Origin of the sequence: Lapidilactobacillus wuchangensis, from assembly GCF_003946645.1 — a bacterium.
Classification (GTDB): domain Bacteria; phylum Bacillota; class Bacilli; order Lactobacillales; family Lactobacillaceae; genus Lapidilactobacillus; species Lapidilactobacillus wuchangensis.
Map to the genome: position 1 here is coordinate 82229 of NZ_RHOU01000006.1, position 15821 is coordinate 98049.

Below are 15821 nucleotides of genomic sequence, written 5' to 3' on the forward strand. Positions count from 1 at the left end.
TTTTCTGAAAATACCAATTACTAGTGTAACGATTTTAGTCGGTTAAAACAAGGGCTGTTCCCTAACTAAAAACCACATTCAACACAAATTTTCATTGTCCTGATGTCACTTTAGTTAAGTCACAACCCTTTTCGGTTTCTAATTAAGAAAACAAGTTACTTTTTACTAGCATGTTCGGTAATACCGTGTTGCGCATGTAATGGTTTGGCAAAAATCATTCGTCCAGCTGCTGTTTGTAAAGCACTTGTGATAACAACTTGAATTTCTTTGTTCAAATAATACTGGCCATCTTCAACCACAACCATGGTGCCATCTTCCAAATAAGCCACACCTTGTTGACGTTCAGTCCCCGCCTTAACTACGGTCACAGTCATCGTTTCACCTGGTAAAACAGCTGGCTTCAGCGCGTTGGCTAACTGATTGATATTTAAAACTGGCACATTCTGAAATTCGGAAACCTTATTCAGATTGTAATCATTGGTGACCACGATGCCATCAATTAATTTGGCTAGCTTAATGAGCTTGCTATCGACTTCGGTTAAATCATCGAAATCCCCATCATAGTTTTCAATCTTAACTTCAGGATCATCCTTCATTTCATTAAGAATATCCAATCCTCGACGACCTCGAGCGCGCTTCAAACTATCAGCTGAGTCCGAAATCAATTGTAATTCGTGAACCACAAACACTGGCACTAACAAAACACCTTCGACAAAGCCGGTTTTAACCAACTCATGAATTCGGCCATCAATAATCACACTCGTATCCAAAATTTTATACTTGTGGAAATTATCATCAGCTTTTCGATCATAAATTAGGTTTTCAACATCATTGTCGCCCCGGCGTTTACCAAACAATTTCCGCCAATCTTCCATTTGAGTCGTGCCCAAACGAAAACCAAGGTAGCCCAGCACGATCATCAAAAGAATTGGCAGGAAAATATTAATCAGAGAAATATTAATGCGATAAAGTGGAATAGCAATAACGTTCGCTAATAATAATCCGATCAATAAGAACACTGAACCAAACAAGAGTTTTGAAGGATTCATCGCCAAAAGCTGTTTTTCTTTACGCCCTAAAAATCGTGCAAATGGTGGCAACAGCAGTAACGATAGAAGATACAGAATAATTGCGCCAAGCAGTAAATTCGTTAAAGTTGTGTTCAACCAACGCAGATCAGCAAGGCCTAGTAATTCCCATAACGCTGGTAAAAATGAATAACCAGCAAAGGCCCCAGCAATGACGAAAAGTAACCGACCAATAAATTGTTTATGTCGCATAAATTCACCTCCTCTCAATGAATTGACTTCATTTAATATCTAATCATTTGTATCCTGAAAAACCAAGTAAATAGCTTGCTTGATCGTCTTCACACCGATTACTTCTAAACCGGCTGGTGCCTCAAGATCAGCTAAGTTATTTTTAGGCACAAAAGCGCGTTTAAATCCTAATTTTGCTGCTTCGCGTAAACGCTCTTGCACCCGATTAACCCGACGAATCTCACCAGTCAAACCAATTTCACCAATAAAACAATCATCGGCCGGTATTTCTTTATTACGGTAACTGGAAACAATCGCTAACGCAATCGATAAATCAATTGCAGGCTCGTCTAATTTGACCCCACCAGTTGCTTTCAAATAAGCATCTTGATTCTGTAACATCAAATTAGCCCGCTTCTCCAAAACCGCCATGATCAAAGCAACCCGATTGTGATCCAACCCAGCCGCCGTCCGTTTGGCATTGCCATACATTGTCGGTGTAATTAGCGCTTGAATCTCCACTAAAATCGGCCGGGTGCCTTCTAAGGACACGACCACAGCTGAACCGGTTGCATCAGCTAACCGCTCCTCAAGGAAAAGCTCCGAAGGATTCGCTACTTCCCGCAAACCATCCTCGTGCATTTCAAAAATACCTAACTCGTTCGTCGAGCCAAACCGATTTTTAACTGACCGCAAAATTCGATAAGCATGATGCAGATCGCCTTCAAAATAAAGCACCGTATCCACCATATGCTCAAGAATTTTCGGCCCGGCAATTGCGCCATCTTTGGTCACATGACCGACGACAAAAATCGTCCGTTGTTGCGTCTTGGCAATCTGCATTAATTCAGCGGTTACTTCGCGAATTTGCGAGACACTACCAACGGCTGAACTCAATTCCGGCACATTCATGGTTTGCACTGAATCAATCACAATAAACTTCGGATCTAACTCGGCAATTGTTTCACGAATATCCGTCATATTGGTTTCAGGATATAAGTATAGCTTAGCACCTTTAACGCCTAAACGCGAAGCTCGAAGCTTGATTTGGCCAGAACTTTCTTCACCAGAAACATAAAGAACTTTTTCACCAGTCGCTTGTAGCTGACCACACACTTGTAACAGCAAAGTGGACTTACCAATTCCCGGATCACCACCGATTAAAATCAACGAACCTGGCACAATACCACCACCAAGCACCCGATTTAATTCGCCGAGATCAGTTTTAATCCGCGGTTGTTTGGTTAAGTCGACCTGACTTAATAATTGTGGCTTTTGCCGTTCACCACTGCGATTAACGTGACGACTTGGTTGGGCAACGGCCGCCGCACTAGGTGTTGGTTGAACTTCTTCCTCAACCATTTGGTTCCAAGCCCCACAATTAGGACAACGGCCGAAATTAGTTGGCGAAGTGTAGCCACAGTTTTGACAGACATATTGGGTTTTAATTTTCGCCATAAATACTCCTTCTAAACGCTTGATAACTATCCATTAATCAAATACGAGAATGACACCACTAATTCATCAGCAATTCGCTAAAGATTATCGTCCTGATGAACCAAAACCACCTTGGCGTTCTTGAGTAATTGGGGCTTCATCATCCGTCGTCAAATATTTAACGAAAATACCTTGACCTAAACGATCGCCCTTTTTGATGACTTGATCGCGCAAGCCGTAGTTGACGAGCTGAAAGAAAATCTCACCTTCATTAGTTTTATTATTGTAGTAATCCGAATCAATCACCCCAACACCATTGGGCAAAATTAAGAAGCGTTTCAACGGACTGCTAGAACGATTAACCAACAATAAAACTTCATCATCAGCCATTTTAGCCTTAATTCCAGTTGGAACTAATAAGGGACGTAACGTCGCTTCAGCACGTAAATAATCTTTGTTCATTAATTCGTGTTCATTATTAATTTTCCGGAAAACCTTCACGAAATTCATTTTCCAAATTGATGGCAATACAAAATCCTCGGCAGCTGCAAAATCATAACCAGCCGCATGTTTTGTATGTCGTTCTGGCAGTGCCACTTCTTGACCTTTAAACCGCGAAACAATTTCAAATCCACGAACACCCATTTACGCAAACCTCCAAATAAATTAACCAAAAACAATGGTACATCTAAACTAATATCATACCATTTCTAAGCAAACTGATAAATATTACCGGGCTTAAAATTAAGATAAATAGTTGGAATTATCCCAAGAATTCACCACCAATTAATGAGGTGGTTGCTGGGCGATTTAGAAATCGCGAATACTGTAATTGGTGCATCTAATCTGAATTTGTTTTAGGTAGAATGGTGGACAACTCCGTTCCGGTCGCGTTCCACAACCAGCAAGCCCGGAATGCAGTCAAAACCAGTTCTGTTTCAAAACATTCAACGATTTTACACGTCTTAAACTTTGACTGTAATTCAAATTGATACCAACACGAGCTGACAAACAAAAATTGTTGGCAACTAAGGGATTAAATTGAAGCTAGCCCCTAAAATAAGGTAGAATAAAGGTAGTTATTCAAAAGAAAAGGAGCGATGATTCATGGAATTCGATTATGAACCGGGACGTTTCTATCACTTAGGGCCAGATCAGCAGTTACTGGCGGAAGTTACTTTTCAAGAAGCCAGTAACCAAACTTTTTACGCCCTTGATCACACGTTTGTTGATCCTAGTCTGCGTGGTCAGGGGATTGCGCGCCAATTAGTTGCCGCCGTGGTGGCGAAAGCTCGGGCGGAACATAAACAGATCATGCCGTTATGTACTTATGCTAAGCGTGAATTTGAGCAGCGTGCTGACTACGCAGATGTTTACTACCATAATCCCAAAGGAGCTACGGAATAAGATGGATCAAAATCAATTGAAGCAACAAGCTGCTGAAGAAGCAGTTAAATTTATTAAAGACAGCATGTTTATTGGCTTAGGCACCGGCTCAACCGTTTTTTATTTAGTTGAAGCTTTAGGCCGCCGGGTTAAAAATGAACACTTGCAAATCACCGGCGTGGCCACCTCGTCGCGGACGGCCAAACAAGCCAGTGCGTTAGGCATTAAAATGATTGATTTAAACGACGCCCCAGAATTAGACTTAACCATTGATGGTGCCGATGAAGTGGATCGGAATTTCCAAGGCATCAAAGGTGGCGGTGCAGCTCATTTGCTAGAAAAAATTGTCGCTCTCAACTCCAAACGCAATATTTGGATTGTCGACGAAAGCAAACTAGTGACTAACTTGGGCGCTTTCCCCTTACCGCTTGAAGTCATTCCTTTCGGGGTCGAACGACTTTACAAACGTCTGGCTGCTAAAGGATTGAATCCTAAATTCCGCTTAGACGAAAACGGTCAGCGTTTACGAACTCATAATAAAAATTTCGTGATTGATTTGCATCTCAAGCAAATCGATGACCCCCACGCCCTCGCTGATTGGCTCGATCACCAAACTGGGATTGTGGAACATGGTTTGTTCTTAGATATCGTGAATCAAGTGGTCGTTGGTCGAGAAAATGGTGTTGAAGTTCTTGATGCTGGCCGGGGCTAATCATAATGTTTAAATTCCTAAAACTGGCGTTAAAACAGAACCGGTTCTGACTCCATTCCGGGCTTGCTGGTTGTGGAACGCGGCCGACGCTGATTGAAGCCTTTTTGCAAAAGTCTCCAATACAGGTCTTATTGTAAGTGCTAAAGCACTAACAATAATTTGGCGGCTGACAACCACGCCCTCCATTCCGTCTGGAGTTGAGTTAGTGCACTTCAACCTTGTTTGTGCTTAAGGCGATGATAGTGGGCCTAATCAACTTAATTTGGATTGTTACTACAACTGAATAATAGTATCAAAAGAGCCTACCTGGCAGTTTTCTGGTTTAATTCGAGAAAGCTTGTCAAGTAGGCTATTAGTTTACAGCAATTTGTCTTTCCAAATAATGGTGCCAAATTTCGTTAGTTTGCACTGGTAGTTGCTGGGCAATCCGTATCCATTCTCACTAGAATTGCCTTGATATCATTCAAATCTAAAGTAAACCGAATTAACTCAAAACGTAGTGGAGGCCGCCGGGTTGTCAGCCGCCAAATTCTTCTTGATGGCGGTAGCCATTTAGAAGAAGACCTGTATTGGAGACTTTCGCTAGAAAGGCTTCAATCAGCGTCGGCAGCGTTCCACAACCCGCCGGCCGTAACGGAGTTATCCGCTAATCTGCCTAAGACTATTTTAATTGGAATCAACTGGAACAAAAAACAACCGCTTCTATTCGAAGACGGTTGTTTTGGATGATTGACAATTTAATTATAGTAATGAAACAACTTGCATCAAGATTGGCACGACAACGACGAACAAAACAGTCGAAGTTGTGACAACGTTAGTGGCATAGTCAACATCCCCGTGTGACTGACCAACTAAGATAGGTAAGACGGCCAAACCAGGAGCGGCAGCTTGGATGATTAAAGTGCTGCTTTCCAAAGATGGCATGGTTGTGCCCATTGAGCGACCAATTAAGATGAAGCTGATCATCAATGCTGGTGCAAAGACGAACCGACCTAACAAAGCCCAAACTGTATCGCGGTCGAAACGAATTGATTTCAAACCAGCGTCAGCTAAGATAATCCCAATATAAATTAGGGACATTGGTGTCACGATACCGCCAACCATATCTAGAGTTTTGTTGATCCATTCTGGTACTGGAATTGCTAAGAGCAAGAAGACTAATGACACTAAGAAACCAACCAATGGTGCTGGTAACAATTTGCGCCAGTTGAAATCTTTTTTAGCACTTTTATCAGCAGTTGGATCATCACTTGAGATGAAGAAGACCCCAACGGCCCAAGTTGAAACAGTGTTCATGACATAATAAACCAAGAAGTAAGGCAAGCTCTTAGTTCCAAACAAAGCCATGTTTAATGGTAAACCAATGAAAATTGTGTTGGCATTGGCAAACATATTGATGAAAGTACCCCGACGGCCCTTACGAACCTTCAAGACTTTAGTCAATAACCAAGCCAATAAGTAACTAGCTGCAAAGCTGGCGAAGGCGAAAACCAAGCCGCCTGACAAACTAGCCAATTTATCACGATTTAAATATTTAAGAACGGAAACGAAGATTGATGCTGGCAAAGCGATTTTCATAATGATAAAGGAAATTTCGCCCTTGAACTTGTCACCTAAATGACCAGAACGACGTAACCAATAGCCCAAAGCAATCACTAAGACAATTTCAACAACGCTCTCTAACGATGTAATAAATGCTTCCATGTTTTTACTACCCCCGAATTAAAATAAGTTTGGCGAATGGCCGCCCGTAAATCAATTAATCAACCACAAATTATGTGAGTTAATTAATATTTTGGTGTCCACTTCAAAGCTTCGACTGCAGCTTTTGCGTCAGTGGCGTCTGATAATTTCTCAGCGATTGCTTGTTCAGCAACGCCAAGGGCAACGGTCATACTAAATTGGTTTAATTTAGAAACTGGTGGTAAAACAGCAGCGCCAGCTTTAGTTGGATCAACAATACCACCAAGTGAATGAGCAGCCTTATTAATCATGCCATCACTCAATAACTTAGCTGAAACAGCTAAGGCACCTAAACCAAGGCCTGGGTATACTAACGCATTGTTAGCTTGACCAATTTCATAAGTAACACCATTGTATTCGATTGGATCAACAGGAATCCCTGTGGCAATTAAGGCTTTACCATCAGTCCAAGCTAATAAGTCTTCAGCCTTTGCTTCAGCTAATTTAGTTGGGTTAGATAATGGGAAGATAATTGGCCGTGGTGTATGAGCAGCCATTTCCTTAATAATATCTTCGGTAAATGAACCAGGTTGAGTTGAGGTACCAACAAGAATTGTTGGATGAACCGCCTTAACAACTGCTGCTAAATTAGTTAATTCATCAGCATTCGCGAATTCACTGCGTTGATGTGTAAATGGTTTTTGTTCTGGTGTTAAACCTTCTGTATCGTCGAAAAGTAAACCTTGTTTGTCAACTAAGTAGAAATGCTTCTTGGCTTCTTCTTCAGACAAACCTTCTTCGACCATGGCATCATAAATCCGTTTCACGATCCCAGCACCGGCAGTACCAGCACCAAATGACAGATAAACTTGATCAGTTAATTTTTCATGAGAAATATTTAAGGCGCCTAAAATACCAGCTAATGTGATGATCCCAGTACCTTGAATATCGTCGTTGAAAGTTAAGATATGTTCGCGATATTTATTCAAGATATTAGCGGCATTGTCACGACCAAAGTCTTCAAAGTGCAAATACATATTAGGGAATAACTTCTCAGCCAAAGCGACAAACTTGTCAACAAAATTGTAGTAAGGTTGACCAGTCACACGTTGATGATGATTGCCAAGATAAAGTTCGTCATCCAATAATTTCTGATTATTCGTACCAGAATCCAAGACAACTGGTAAAACCATACTTGGATCAATACCGGCAGCGGCCGTGTAGACCATTAATTTACCAACGGAAATATCCACACCTTGGACGCCCCAGTCACCAATGCCGAGAATACCTTCGCCATCAGTAACAACGATCAAACGAATGTCACGGTCGCCAGCGGCATTTTTCAAAGCTGCTTCCATGTCTTCTTGAGCATCAATTGATAAATAAGTGGCATTCTGTGGGTCTAAGAATAACCGGCTGTAATTTTCAATGGTATCAGCAATCGTTGGGTCATAAACAACTGGCATAAATTCATACACGTGTTCACTGAATAATTTATAGTAGAGCACTCGGTTTTCATTGAAAATATCCATTAAGAACAAGCGCTTAGCTAAAAATGTTTCGCGCATTTTGTATTGTTCATAAGCTTGTTCAACTTGCTGATCTAATGTTTGAACGAATGGTGGTAACAAACCTTCAATTTTGTTAGCATGACGTTCTTCTGCGGTAAATGCAGTGCCCTTATTTAAGAATGGATCGTTAAGTAATTCTAAACCTGTCTTAGTCATAATCGACAACCTCCAAATTTAACTTGTCTGAAAGTAACAAATTCTCACTCACATTGATTACTTTCGTCAACTTTTTACGAACGATGTTTTTTCTGTTGCAATTAACTTACGGTGCCTACTATAGCCCCCTATAAAAAGCATAGTCAAATATGTTATAATTAATAAATAAAATTTATAGGTGTTGATATAGCAATGAATTTTAAGGACTTACGTTACTTTCAAAGACTTTCCGAAGAAAAAAGTTTTTCAGAAACGGCAAAATATTTCCAAGTTAGTCAACCAACGATTACTTATGCACTAAAACGCTTGGAAGCTGAATATGGCGTGATGCTAGTCGAACGCAAAAGTTATGCTAACTCACTTCAACTAACACCAGCTGGTATTCAACTGCAACAACACATTCAGCGAATCTTGCATGAGGATCAATTAATTAGTCATGATCTGCGCCGTATTAAATCCAAGCAGATCAAAGTTGGTTTGCCACCAATTATTACCAACTATTTATTTCCTAAAGTCTTCACCACACTCCGCCGGGAAAACTTATTAAGCACGATTGAACCAATCGTGAATGGCTCCCATAAACTAGAACAGTTACTGCAAAACGGCCAGTTGGACATTTCCTTACTAGGCAGTACCAGTTTGCCTCGTGATCCAAATTTGTCTTATCAAATTATTCGGGCGCATCAATTCAAATTGATTGCGTCCATCGATCATCATTTTAAAATGCCGTTGAATATTGCCGATCTCGCCAAAGAAGACTTTATTCTATTAGACGAGCAATCTGTGCATCAACAAGTCTTTCAATATTTCACTCAGAAATATCAAGTCGTGCCTAATGTGATTTACCAGACCAGTGAGTATCGCCTATTGCTTGATTTAGTTAAACAAAATCAAGGTATCAGTTTTATTACCGAGACGGCGATTCTTGGTGAAGGTGGCATCCAGCAATTGCCGATTCCTAATTTACAATTGCCGCCATTTTATCTATTATTAGTTTATCGTAATAGTTCGTTACCCGATCCCCAGCTCCAGAAACTAATCAACATTTTCAGTACCATTCCGTTCCTCTAAATAAAGCGAGGTAAAATCATGAAAAAAGGTAAAGTTCAAAATAAGGCCGAACTCATTGTTGGTTTATTACTGCTGTTGTTTGCCTTATTAGCTGCCTACACTGACCATAATTATTCACTTTCAATTGTTTTCTTAATCACCGGTTTAATTTTTACCTTTGGTGGCTTTAAACATACTTCCAAAAAATAATTATTTGAAACTAGGTCCACAGAGATGACAAAGAAATTTCACCCTTATTGGTATTTCGCACCGGGAAATATTACGATGCGCTTGGGTTATGCTGATGAAGCCAACGCCTATTATCAGCATAACTTCAATCCAATTGATCCAGAAGTTGTACGAATGACTGGCTGTGCAGCTACTTTTACTGAAAACGAAGTCGTTGATTTCTTTCACAACTGTTGCCTAGCCGACAACCGTTACGATTTCTTATTAATCAACCAACAACAACAAATTATCGGTGAAAGTGTTATTAATGAAATTGATTGGTTAAATCGTTGTGCTAATTATCGAATTGCCATTTTTCAGCCTCAGGTCCGTGAACAAGGTTTGGGGCCTTGGGCCATTGAACGCACCCGCGACTTTGCTTTTGAGCAGTTACAACTGCATCGTTTAGAACTAGACGTTTTTTCGTTTAATACCCGCGCCCAAAAAGCTTACCAACATGCTGGTTTCCAACTTGAGGGCCGCCGCCGTGAAGCAATTCTTGATGGTGACCATTATGCTGATGACTTGTTAATGGCCCTCATCAATCCTAACGATGAGGTGAACAACAAACAAAAGCATTAAAACAGATGAGTTGTTAAAACAAACTAGCGTCTGACGACAAGATCCCTCCACGCCGTCTGGAGTTGATTTGGTTCACGACATTTCTGTTAGTGCTTAAGGCAATTGCAGTGGGACTAATCAACTTAATTCAATTGTTGTCACAATTAAATAGTAGTATCGAAAAAAGTCTGCCTGACAGTTCTCTGGTTTCATCCAGTGAAAACTTGTCAGACAGACTTATTATTTTACGTTAATTTGTTTTTCTAAATAGTGGTGCTGAATTCTGGTAGTTTCATCAAGGTGGTTGCTGGGCGATTGGCAGCTAATTTTACCAGTACTGCCTTGATATCTGTCAAATCTAGAGTGGACTAAATTAACTCAAAACGCAGTAGAGGCCGCCGGGTTGTCAGTCGCCAAATTCTTCTTGCCGCATTTGCGGTTAGAAGAAGGCTTGTATTTGAGATTGTTGCGCAGCAATAAGCTCAAATCAACGCCGGCAACGTTCCACAACCCGCCGGCCGTAACGGAGTGTTTGTTATTCCGTCCAAAACTATTTTAGATTCAAATCGACGGCCACAGCGTTCCACGCCCTCTAAATCGCCCAGCAACCACCTTTCCAAATAGGGGAAGACTTAGCACTATTCTTATTTCACCAAATTTACCTTGGTTGCAATCTGTTCCTATATCAAATCGTTGCCGACAAAATAAGATTTAATAGAAATAAAATTGAAACCGTCACAATAACTGGATTTAATTCCGCCGTCTTTTTAGCAAAAATCTTGACTAACGGATAAGCAATAAAGCCGAATTCCAAACCAGTGGAAATACTGCCAGTCAGTGGAATCAATGTAATGATCAAAAACGCGGGGAACCAATCATCCAACGAATCCATTTTAATGTTGGCTAATTCTTTCATCATTAAGGCACCGGTAATAATAATAACTGGCGAAATGGCCGCCTGGGGAATCATGGCAATCACTGGGGCAACGAAAATCGAGATGGCAAACATCACCCCCGAAGTTAAAGCCGTTAAGCCAGTTTTACCACCACTTTGAATGCCTGATGCGCTTTCGGCTGCAGCAACTGTAGGGCTAGTTGATAAACCGGCTGACAACAAGGCCGTGATTGAACTTGCTTGGAATGATTTCTGAAATTTCTGCTGATCGGTTAACAGGCCTTCCAGCAAGCCCATCGATTCAAAAATCAAAATCATCGACATTGAGAAAACCGCAATTAAAATTTCGTATTAAAGAAGTTATTAAAATCAAATTGGAATAACGCATGGGTAAATTGACCAATGTCACTGATTGAAACCGTCGTCGCACTGCTACTTTTCACACCAAATATTTTAGCAATAATCGTGGTAATGATGATGCCAATCAAGAAATCACCAGGAACTTTTTTGACCATTAAAAACAAACAAATAATAATACCAATGAACGCAACAATCGTGGCTGGATCAGTGATCGAGCCAAATGAAAGTAATGAGCGGCTACCACCTGATTTAATAATTTCTGCTTTTTCTAGACCTAATTCGACTAAAAACAAGCCAATACCCACAGTGATACCCTTTTTTAAATTAAGCGGTATTTTTTCAGATAAAATTTGGCTCAGCTTGGTAAAGGCGACAATCACATAGACCAATCCACTGAAAAACGAAATGGTTAGTGCTTGTTGCCAAGTTAAATGCATTCCCGTCACTAAGGTATAAGTAAAGAACGCATTAACTCCCATCCCCGGTGTCAACACAATTGGGGCGTCGGCAAAAAAGGCCATGATTAAACAGCCCAATGCCGATGAAATTGCCGTTGCAAAAAATGTAATTGCAACAGGCATACCAGCATCTTTCAAGATCATCGGATTAACAATTAAAATATAAGAAATTGCAAAAAAGCTCGTTAATCCCGCAATAATTTCCGTCTTCACGTTAAAGCCGTCATGATTGCGATCAAAAATCTTCATTTTTTCCACAAAATCCCTCCTAAACTCAGTTCATATTATCATCTTTAGTCACAATTTAAAAGATTACTTATTTAGTTATTAGTTCGTTTAAGAATCAAAACCAGCAACCTTAAAACCTAGTGAAAATGTTGAAAGGGAATTAGTTCTGACGCCATTACGGAGTTGAGTTAGAGCACTTACCTGTTGTTTGTGGCTAAGACAGTTGTAGCCAGACTAATCAACTTGATTCAAATTACAGTAACTAACGAATAATTGTATTCAAAAAGCCTACATGACAGTCTCTAGTTTTAATCCAGAAAGATTGTCATGTAGACTTTGTAAGATATTGCCGTCTGCTTTTCTAAATAGTGGTGCTCAATTCTGTCAGTTTCATCTGGCGGTTGCTGGGCGATTGGCATCAGCTGTGAAATTATTCTTGGCGCTTTAGCGCTTAGAATAAGCCTCGAATTTGAGATTGTTGCGAAGCAATAAGCTCAAATCGACGGCCACAGCGTTCCACGCCCACAAAATCGCCCAGCAACCGCCTTTCAAATTGAGGAAGTCTTGGCACAATTCTGACTTCACCAACACTGTTGCTTGATCCAGCAACCACACTGATCCAGACTATTTATGTTTTGCAGCATAAGCCGCTTTGATTTTAGCTAAAGAAACTTCAGCAGTGCTGTTAAAGTTCAAATCAGCTTCATTTAAAATCTTAGGATCGCCAATACCGACGGAAAATTCGCCAGCGCCATTAATCGACTGAATACCAGCAAAGGCATCCTCCAAGCCAACTGCTTCGTTAGGTTTGATCTTTAATAATTCCGCACCCTTGGCAAAAATTTCTGGATCTGGCTTGCCGTGATGTAAACTGGCTGGATCAACAATCTTGTCGAAATATTCAGTTAATTTTAGCCCCTTTAAAATCCGCGGCGCATTTTTGGAAGCTGAAGCTAAGGACATGCCATAGTTTTCTGCTCGTAATTCATCAAGGAAATTTTTCATTCCTGGAAGAATATCAGCTGGGGTCATGTTGGAAATCAATTCAACATAATAATCGTTCTTTTTAGTTGCCAACGCTTCTTTTTGTTCTTGAGTAAAATCATTTTCGCGATGACCAAACTTTAAAATCACATTCAAAGAGTCCATCCGACTAACACCCTTGAGTTGTTCATTGACACTGGGATTAATCGTGATGCCCATATCATCTTGGGCAATTTTAGCCCAGGCTTGGTAATGGAAACGAGCCGTATCGGTAATGACGCCATCTAAATCAAAAACAAAACCTTTAATCATGTTCGCTACTTCCTCCACTAGTGTACTTGATTAGCAATTGTAACTGCCTTAGCCGTTGGTAAAGTTACTTCCTGATCATTGACCTTGACAACGATTTCATCGCCAGATAACACCTCTAAGGTGGTCTCCTGATGACCAACAGTTACTGCTAACAAACGATTACGATAGTTGATTTGGAACCGATATTGTTGCCAATTTTCTGGGCAGAAAGGCTTGAATGATAATTGACCTTGGTGGTGACGTAAACCAGCAAATCCTTGGACAATTGATAACCAACCGCCACTCATCGAGGTAATGTGTAAGCCATCAGCCGTATCGTTATTGTAATTATCCAAGTCCAAGCGCGCGGTCCGACTGTAAAGTGAAACGGCCTTGTCTTCTTCCCCGATTTCAGCGGCGATAATCCCATAGATACAAGCTGACAATGATGATTCATGAACAGTCATTGGTTCATAGAAATCAAAGTTGCGCTTCTTCTCTTCCAGAGTGAATTGATCATCCAAGAAATAAATACCTTGTAAGACATCCGCCTGCTTAATAAATGGCGAACGTAAAATCTTATCCCAAGACCAGTGCTGATTTAATGGCCGTTCACTGGGATCAAGTGTTGAGACTGGCCGTAAATCTTTATCTAAATAGCCGTCATTTTGAACGAAGATACCCAACTTCTCATCAGTTGGATAATACATCCGTGCAATAATATCACGCCAATGATCTTGTTCTGCTTGGTCAACTTGTAATTCGGCTGCCTTATCCTCAGAAACTTGTTGTAAGATTTCCAGAGTGTAGCGCAAGACCCAAGTGGCCATTTGGTTAGTGTACCAGTTGTTATTGACGTTGTTTTCATATTCATTTGGCCCAGTAACGCCATGAATCATATATTGTTGATGGCGCTTGGAGAAATGAACCCGATCAGCCCAGAACCGAGCAATTCCAACTAAAACGTCAATCCCTTTAGTCAGGACATAACTCGTATCACCAGTATAATCGGTATACTCATAAATTGCATGAGCGACGGCTGAATTCCGGTGTAATTCTTCGAAAGTAATTTCCCATTCGTTGTGACATTCAATCCCATCGAAGGTCACCATTGGATACAAGGCACCTTTTAAACCTTGTTGACGAGCATTGTGGAAAGCACCAGCTAATTGATTATAGCGGTATTCCAATAATTGCCGGGTAACTTGCGGCTTGGTTACAGAAACATACATCGGCACAATAAAGGCTTCAGTATCCCAATAAGTAGCACCACCGTATTTTTCACCAGTAAAGCCCTTAGGTCCGACGTTAAGCCGTGAGTCTTCACCATAATAAGTCATGAATAATTGCAAAATATTGAAACGAATTCCTTGTTGAGCAGCCGGATCACCGGAAATTTCAACATCAGCTTGCGCCCAACGTTTCTGCCAAGCGGCATCCTGTTCAGCTAAATGAGTGGCCAATGATTTTTCTGAAGCAGCAACTAAAACTTTAACGGCGGCTGCTTTTTGATCAGCAGTTTGAACATCGCGACTAGTCACAACGGCAATTTCTTTCCGCAAAATAACTTTTTGGCCAGCTTGTAACGTTGTTTTAATGGTTTCGACAACTTTTTCTGGACTAGAGCTAGCGATTCGTTCAACTTTAGCATCGCTTTCAACCAAGTTAGCCATTTGTTCCGTCACAGAAAACCGCGGCGTACCAAAAGGATTCGGTTTTGTTTCCATGGTTAGGCTAAATTGATCCTTAGTTGCGGTTTGATCAACAAACTGCCAGAAGGCTTCTTCGTAATTTGAATCCTCATTATGGACGTTGCCGTTGATTGATGGCGCAAACTCGATGTCAGCCTGCCCACTTAAAACTTCAGCTGAAACAGTAATCAAGCCTAACTCCCGCGTTACCACACTCATAAAACGTAAGAAATTAAATTTAACTTTAGTCTCACCAAAATTCGCAATAAATGAACGTCGTAAAACACCATCATGCATATCCAGTTCCAAATCAAAATCAGAAAAGTTCGTTTTAGCCAAATCTAAGGTCTGACCATTGACTTTAATCGGAATTCGGAGAAAGTCTGGTGAATTAATCGCCTTACCAAAATATTTGGGATAACCATTCTTCCACCAACCAACACGAGTTTTGTCGGGATACCAAACTCCTGCTAAATAAAGGCCCTGATGAGTATCGCCAGAATAATCCTCTTCAAAATTACCCCGCATCCCCATATAACCATTACCAATGGACGTAATACTTTCTTGTAATCGCTTATCATCAATGGCTAACTGATTCGTCTTGATCACCCAAGGATCAATTTCAAATAATCGCTTTGTCATGTTAGAACCTCCTAAATCTCTACCACATCGTCTCATGAGACTGAGCCTCATTCAACGCTTGTTACCGTGTTATCGATAACAGAATCACAGACGTACCATGTTACTTTATCAAGTCACGCAACAAAAATTCATAATGACTTGACAACAAAAGAAACATCTAAATGAATATTTAGATGTTTCTAAAATAATCTGTACTAAACAAGATCATTTTCAGCAACAACTAAGTAAG

13 protein-coding genes and 1 pseudogene are annotated in these 15821 nt (G+C 40.6%); 5 read left to right on the plus strand and 9 right to left on the minus strand.

Features of this window, described 5'->3' with window-relative positions; all coding sequences use genetic code 11:
* Positions 1 to 155: 155 nt before the first annotated feature.
* From EKM82_RS06655 to EKM82_RS06665, 3 genes are all read right to left on the minus strand, one after another.
* Positions 156 to 1280 (minus strand): PIN/TRAM domain-containing protein, encoded by a 1125-nt coding sequence (locus EKM82_RS06655; protein ID WP_125767516.1) that lies wholly within the window; start codon positions 1278 to 1280, stop codon positions 156 to 158.
* Between the two features lie 39 nt (positions 1281 to 1319).
* Positions 1320 to 2717, minus strand: coding sequence for a DNA repair protein RadA (radA, locus tag EKM82_RS06660; RefSeq protein WP_125767517.1), 1398 nt, complete (start codon positions 2715 to 2717; stop codon positions 1320 to 1322).
* Positions 2718 to 2801: 84 nt separating this feature from the next.
* Positions 2802 to 3341 (minus strand): dCTP deaminase/dUTPase family protein, encoded by a 540-nt coding sequence (locus tag EKM82_RS06665; protein WP_125767518.1) that lies wholly within the window; start codon positions 3339 to 3341, stop codon positions 2802 to 2804.
* 462 nt (positions 3342 to 3803) lie between these two features.
* Here EKM82_RS06665 and EKM82_RS06670 point away from each other — a divergent pair, with 462 nt between their 5' ends.
* Positions 3804 to 4103 carry a GNAT family N-acetyltransferase gene (locus EKM82_RS06670; RefSeq protein ID WP_125767519.1) on the plus strand — a complete coding sequence of 100 codons (300 nt, stop codon included), beginning with the start codon at positions 3804 to 3806 and terminating at the stop codon, positions 4101 to 4103.
* 1 nt (position 4104) lies between these two features.
* Positions 4105 to 4794, plus strand: a complete 690-nt coding sequence (gene rpiA, locus EKM82_RS06675) for a ribose-5-phosphate isomerase RpiA (protein ID WP_125767520.1) — start codon at positions 4105 to 4107, stop codon at positions 4792 to 4794.
* Positions 4795 to 4803: 9 nt separating this feature from the next.
* Here rpiA and EKM82_RS11430 read toward each other — a convergent pair whose 3' ends face one another.
* The 3 genes from EKM82_RS11430 to EKM82_RS06685 all read right to left on the minus strand — a co-directional run bounded on the left by EKM82_RS11430 (position 4804) and on the right by EKM82_RS06685 (position 8204).
* Positions 4804 to 4980, minus strand: a complete 177-nt coding sequence (locus EKM82_RS11430; protein ID WP_164508155.1) for a hypothetical protein — start codon at positions 4978 to 4980, stop codon at positions 4804 to 4806.
* Positions 4981 to 5535: 555 nt separating this feature from the next.
* Positions 5536 to 6498, minus strand: a complete 963-nt coding sequence (locus EKM82_RS06680; RefSeq protein ID WP_125767521.1) for an AEC family transporter — start codon at positions 6496 to 6498, stop codon at positions 5536 to 5538.
* A gap of 83 nt (positions 6499 to 6581) precedes the next feature.
* Positions 6582 to 8204, minus strand: coding sequence for a malolactic enzyme (locus EKM82_RS06685; RefSeq protein ID WP_125767522.1), 1623 nt, complete (start codon positions 8202 to 8204; stop codon positions 6582 to 6584).
* Positions 8205 to 8396: 192 nt separating this feature from the next.
* Here EKM82_RS06685 and EKM82_RS06690 point away from each other — a divergent pair, with 192 nt between their 5' ends.
* Genes EKM82_RS06690 through EKM82_RS06695 form a run of 3 tightly spaced genes read left to right on the plus strand, consistent with a single transcriptional unit; the run spans position 8397 to position 10064 of the window.
* Positions 8397 to 9275 carry a LysR family transcriptional regulator gene (locus EKM82_RS06690; protein WP_125767523.1) on the plus strand — a complete coding sequence of 293 codons (879 nt, stop codon included), beginning with the start codon at positions 8397 to 8399 and terminating at the stop codon, positions 9273 to 9275.
* 18 nt (positions 9276 to 9293) lie between these two features.
* Positions 9294 to 9464, plus strand: coding sequence for a hypothetical protein (locus EKM82_RS11435; protein ID WP_164508156.1), 171 nt, complete (start codon positions 9294 to 9296; stop codon positions 9462 to 9464).
* A 24-nt stretch (positions 9465 to 9488) separates the two neighbouring features.
* A complete protein-coding gene (locus EKM82_RS06695; RefSeq protein ID WP_225419677.1) occupies positions 9489 to 10064 on the plus strand; it encodes a GNAT family N-acetyltransferase in 576 nt (191 codons plus the stop codon).
* 664 nt (positions 10065 to 10728) lie between these two features.
* Here the strand turns inward: EKM82_RS06695 and EKM82_RS06700 are convergent.
* The 3 genes and pseudogenes from EKM82_RS06700 to EKM82_RS06710 form a co-directional block, all read right to left on the minus strand.
* Positions 10729 to 12005, minus strand: a pseudogene (locus EKM82_RS06700) (NCS2 family permease).
* A 603-nt stretch (positions 12006 to 12608) separates the two neighbouring features.
* On the minus strand, positions 12609 to 13280 hold the full coding sequence (gene pgmB / locus EKM82_RS06705) for a beta-phosphoglucomutase (protein WP_125767524.1): 672 nt from the start codon (positions 13278 to 13280) through the stop codon (positions 12609 to 12611).
* Positions 13281 to 13297: 17 nt separating this feature from the next.
* Positions 13298 to 15592: a glycoside hydrolase family 65 protein gene (locus EKM82_RS06710; RefSeq protein ID WP_125767525.1), complete on the minus strand. Its 2295-nt coding sequence runs from the start codon at positions 15590 to 15592 to the stop codon at positions 13298 to 13300.
* Positions 15593 to 15821: the final 229 nt, after the last annotated feature.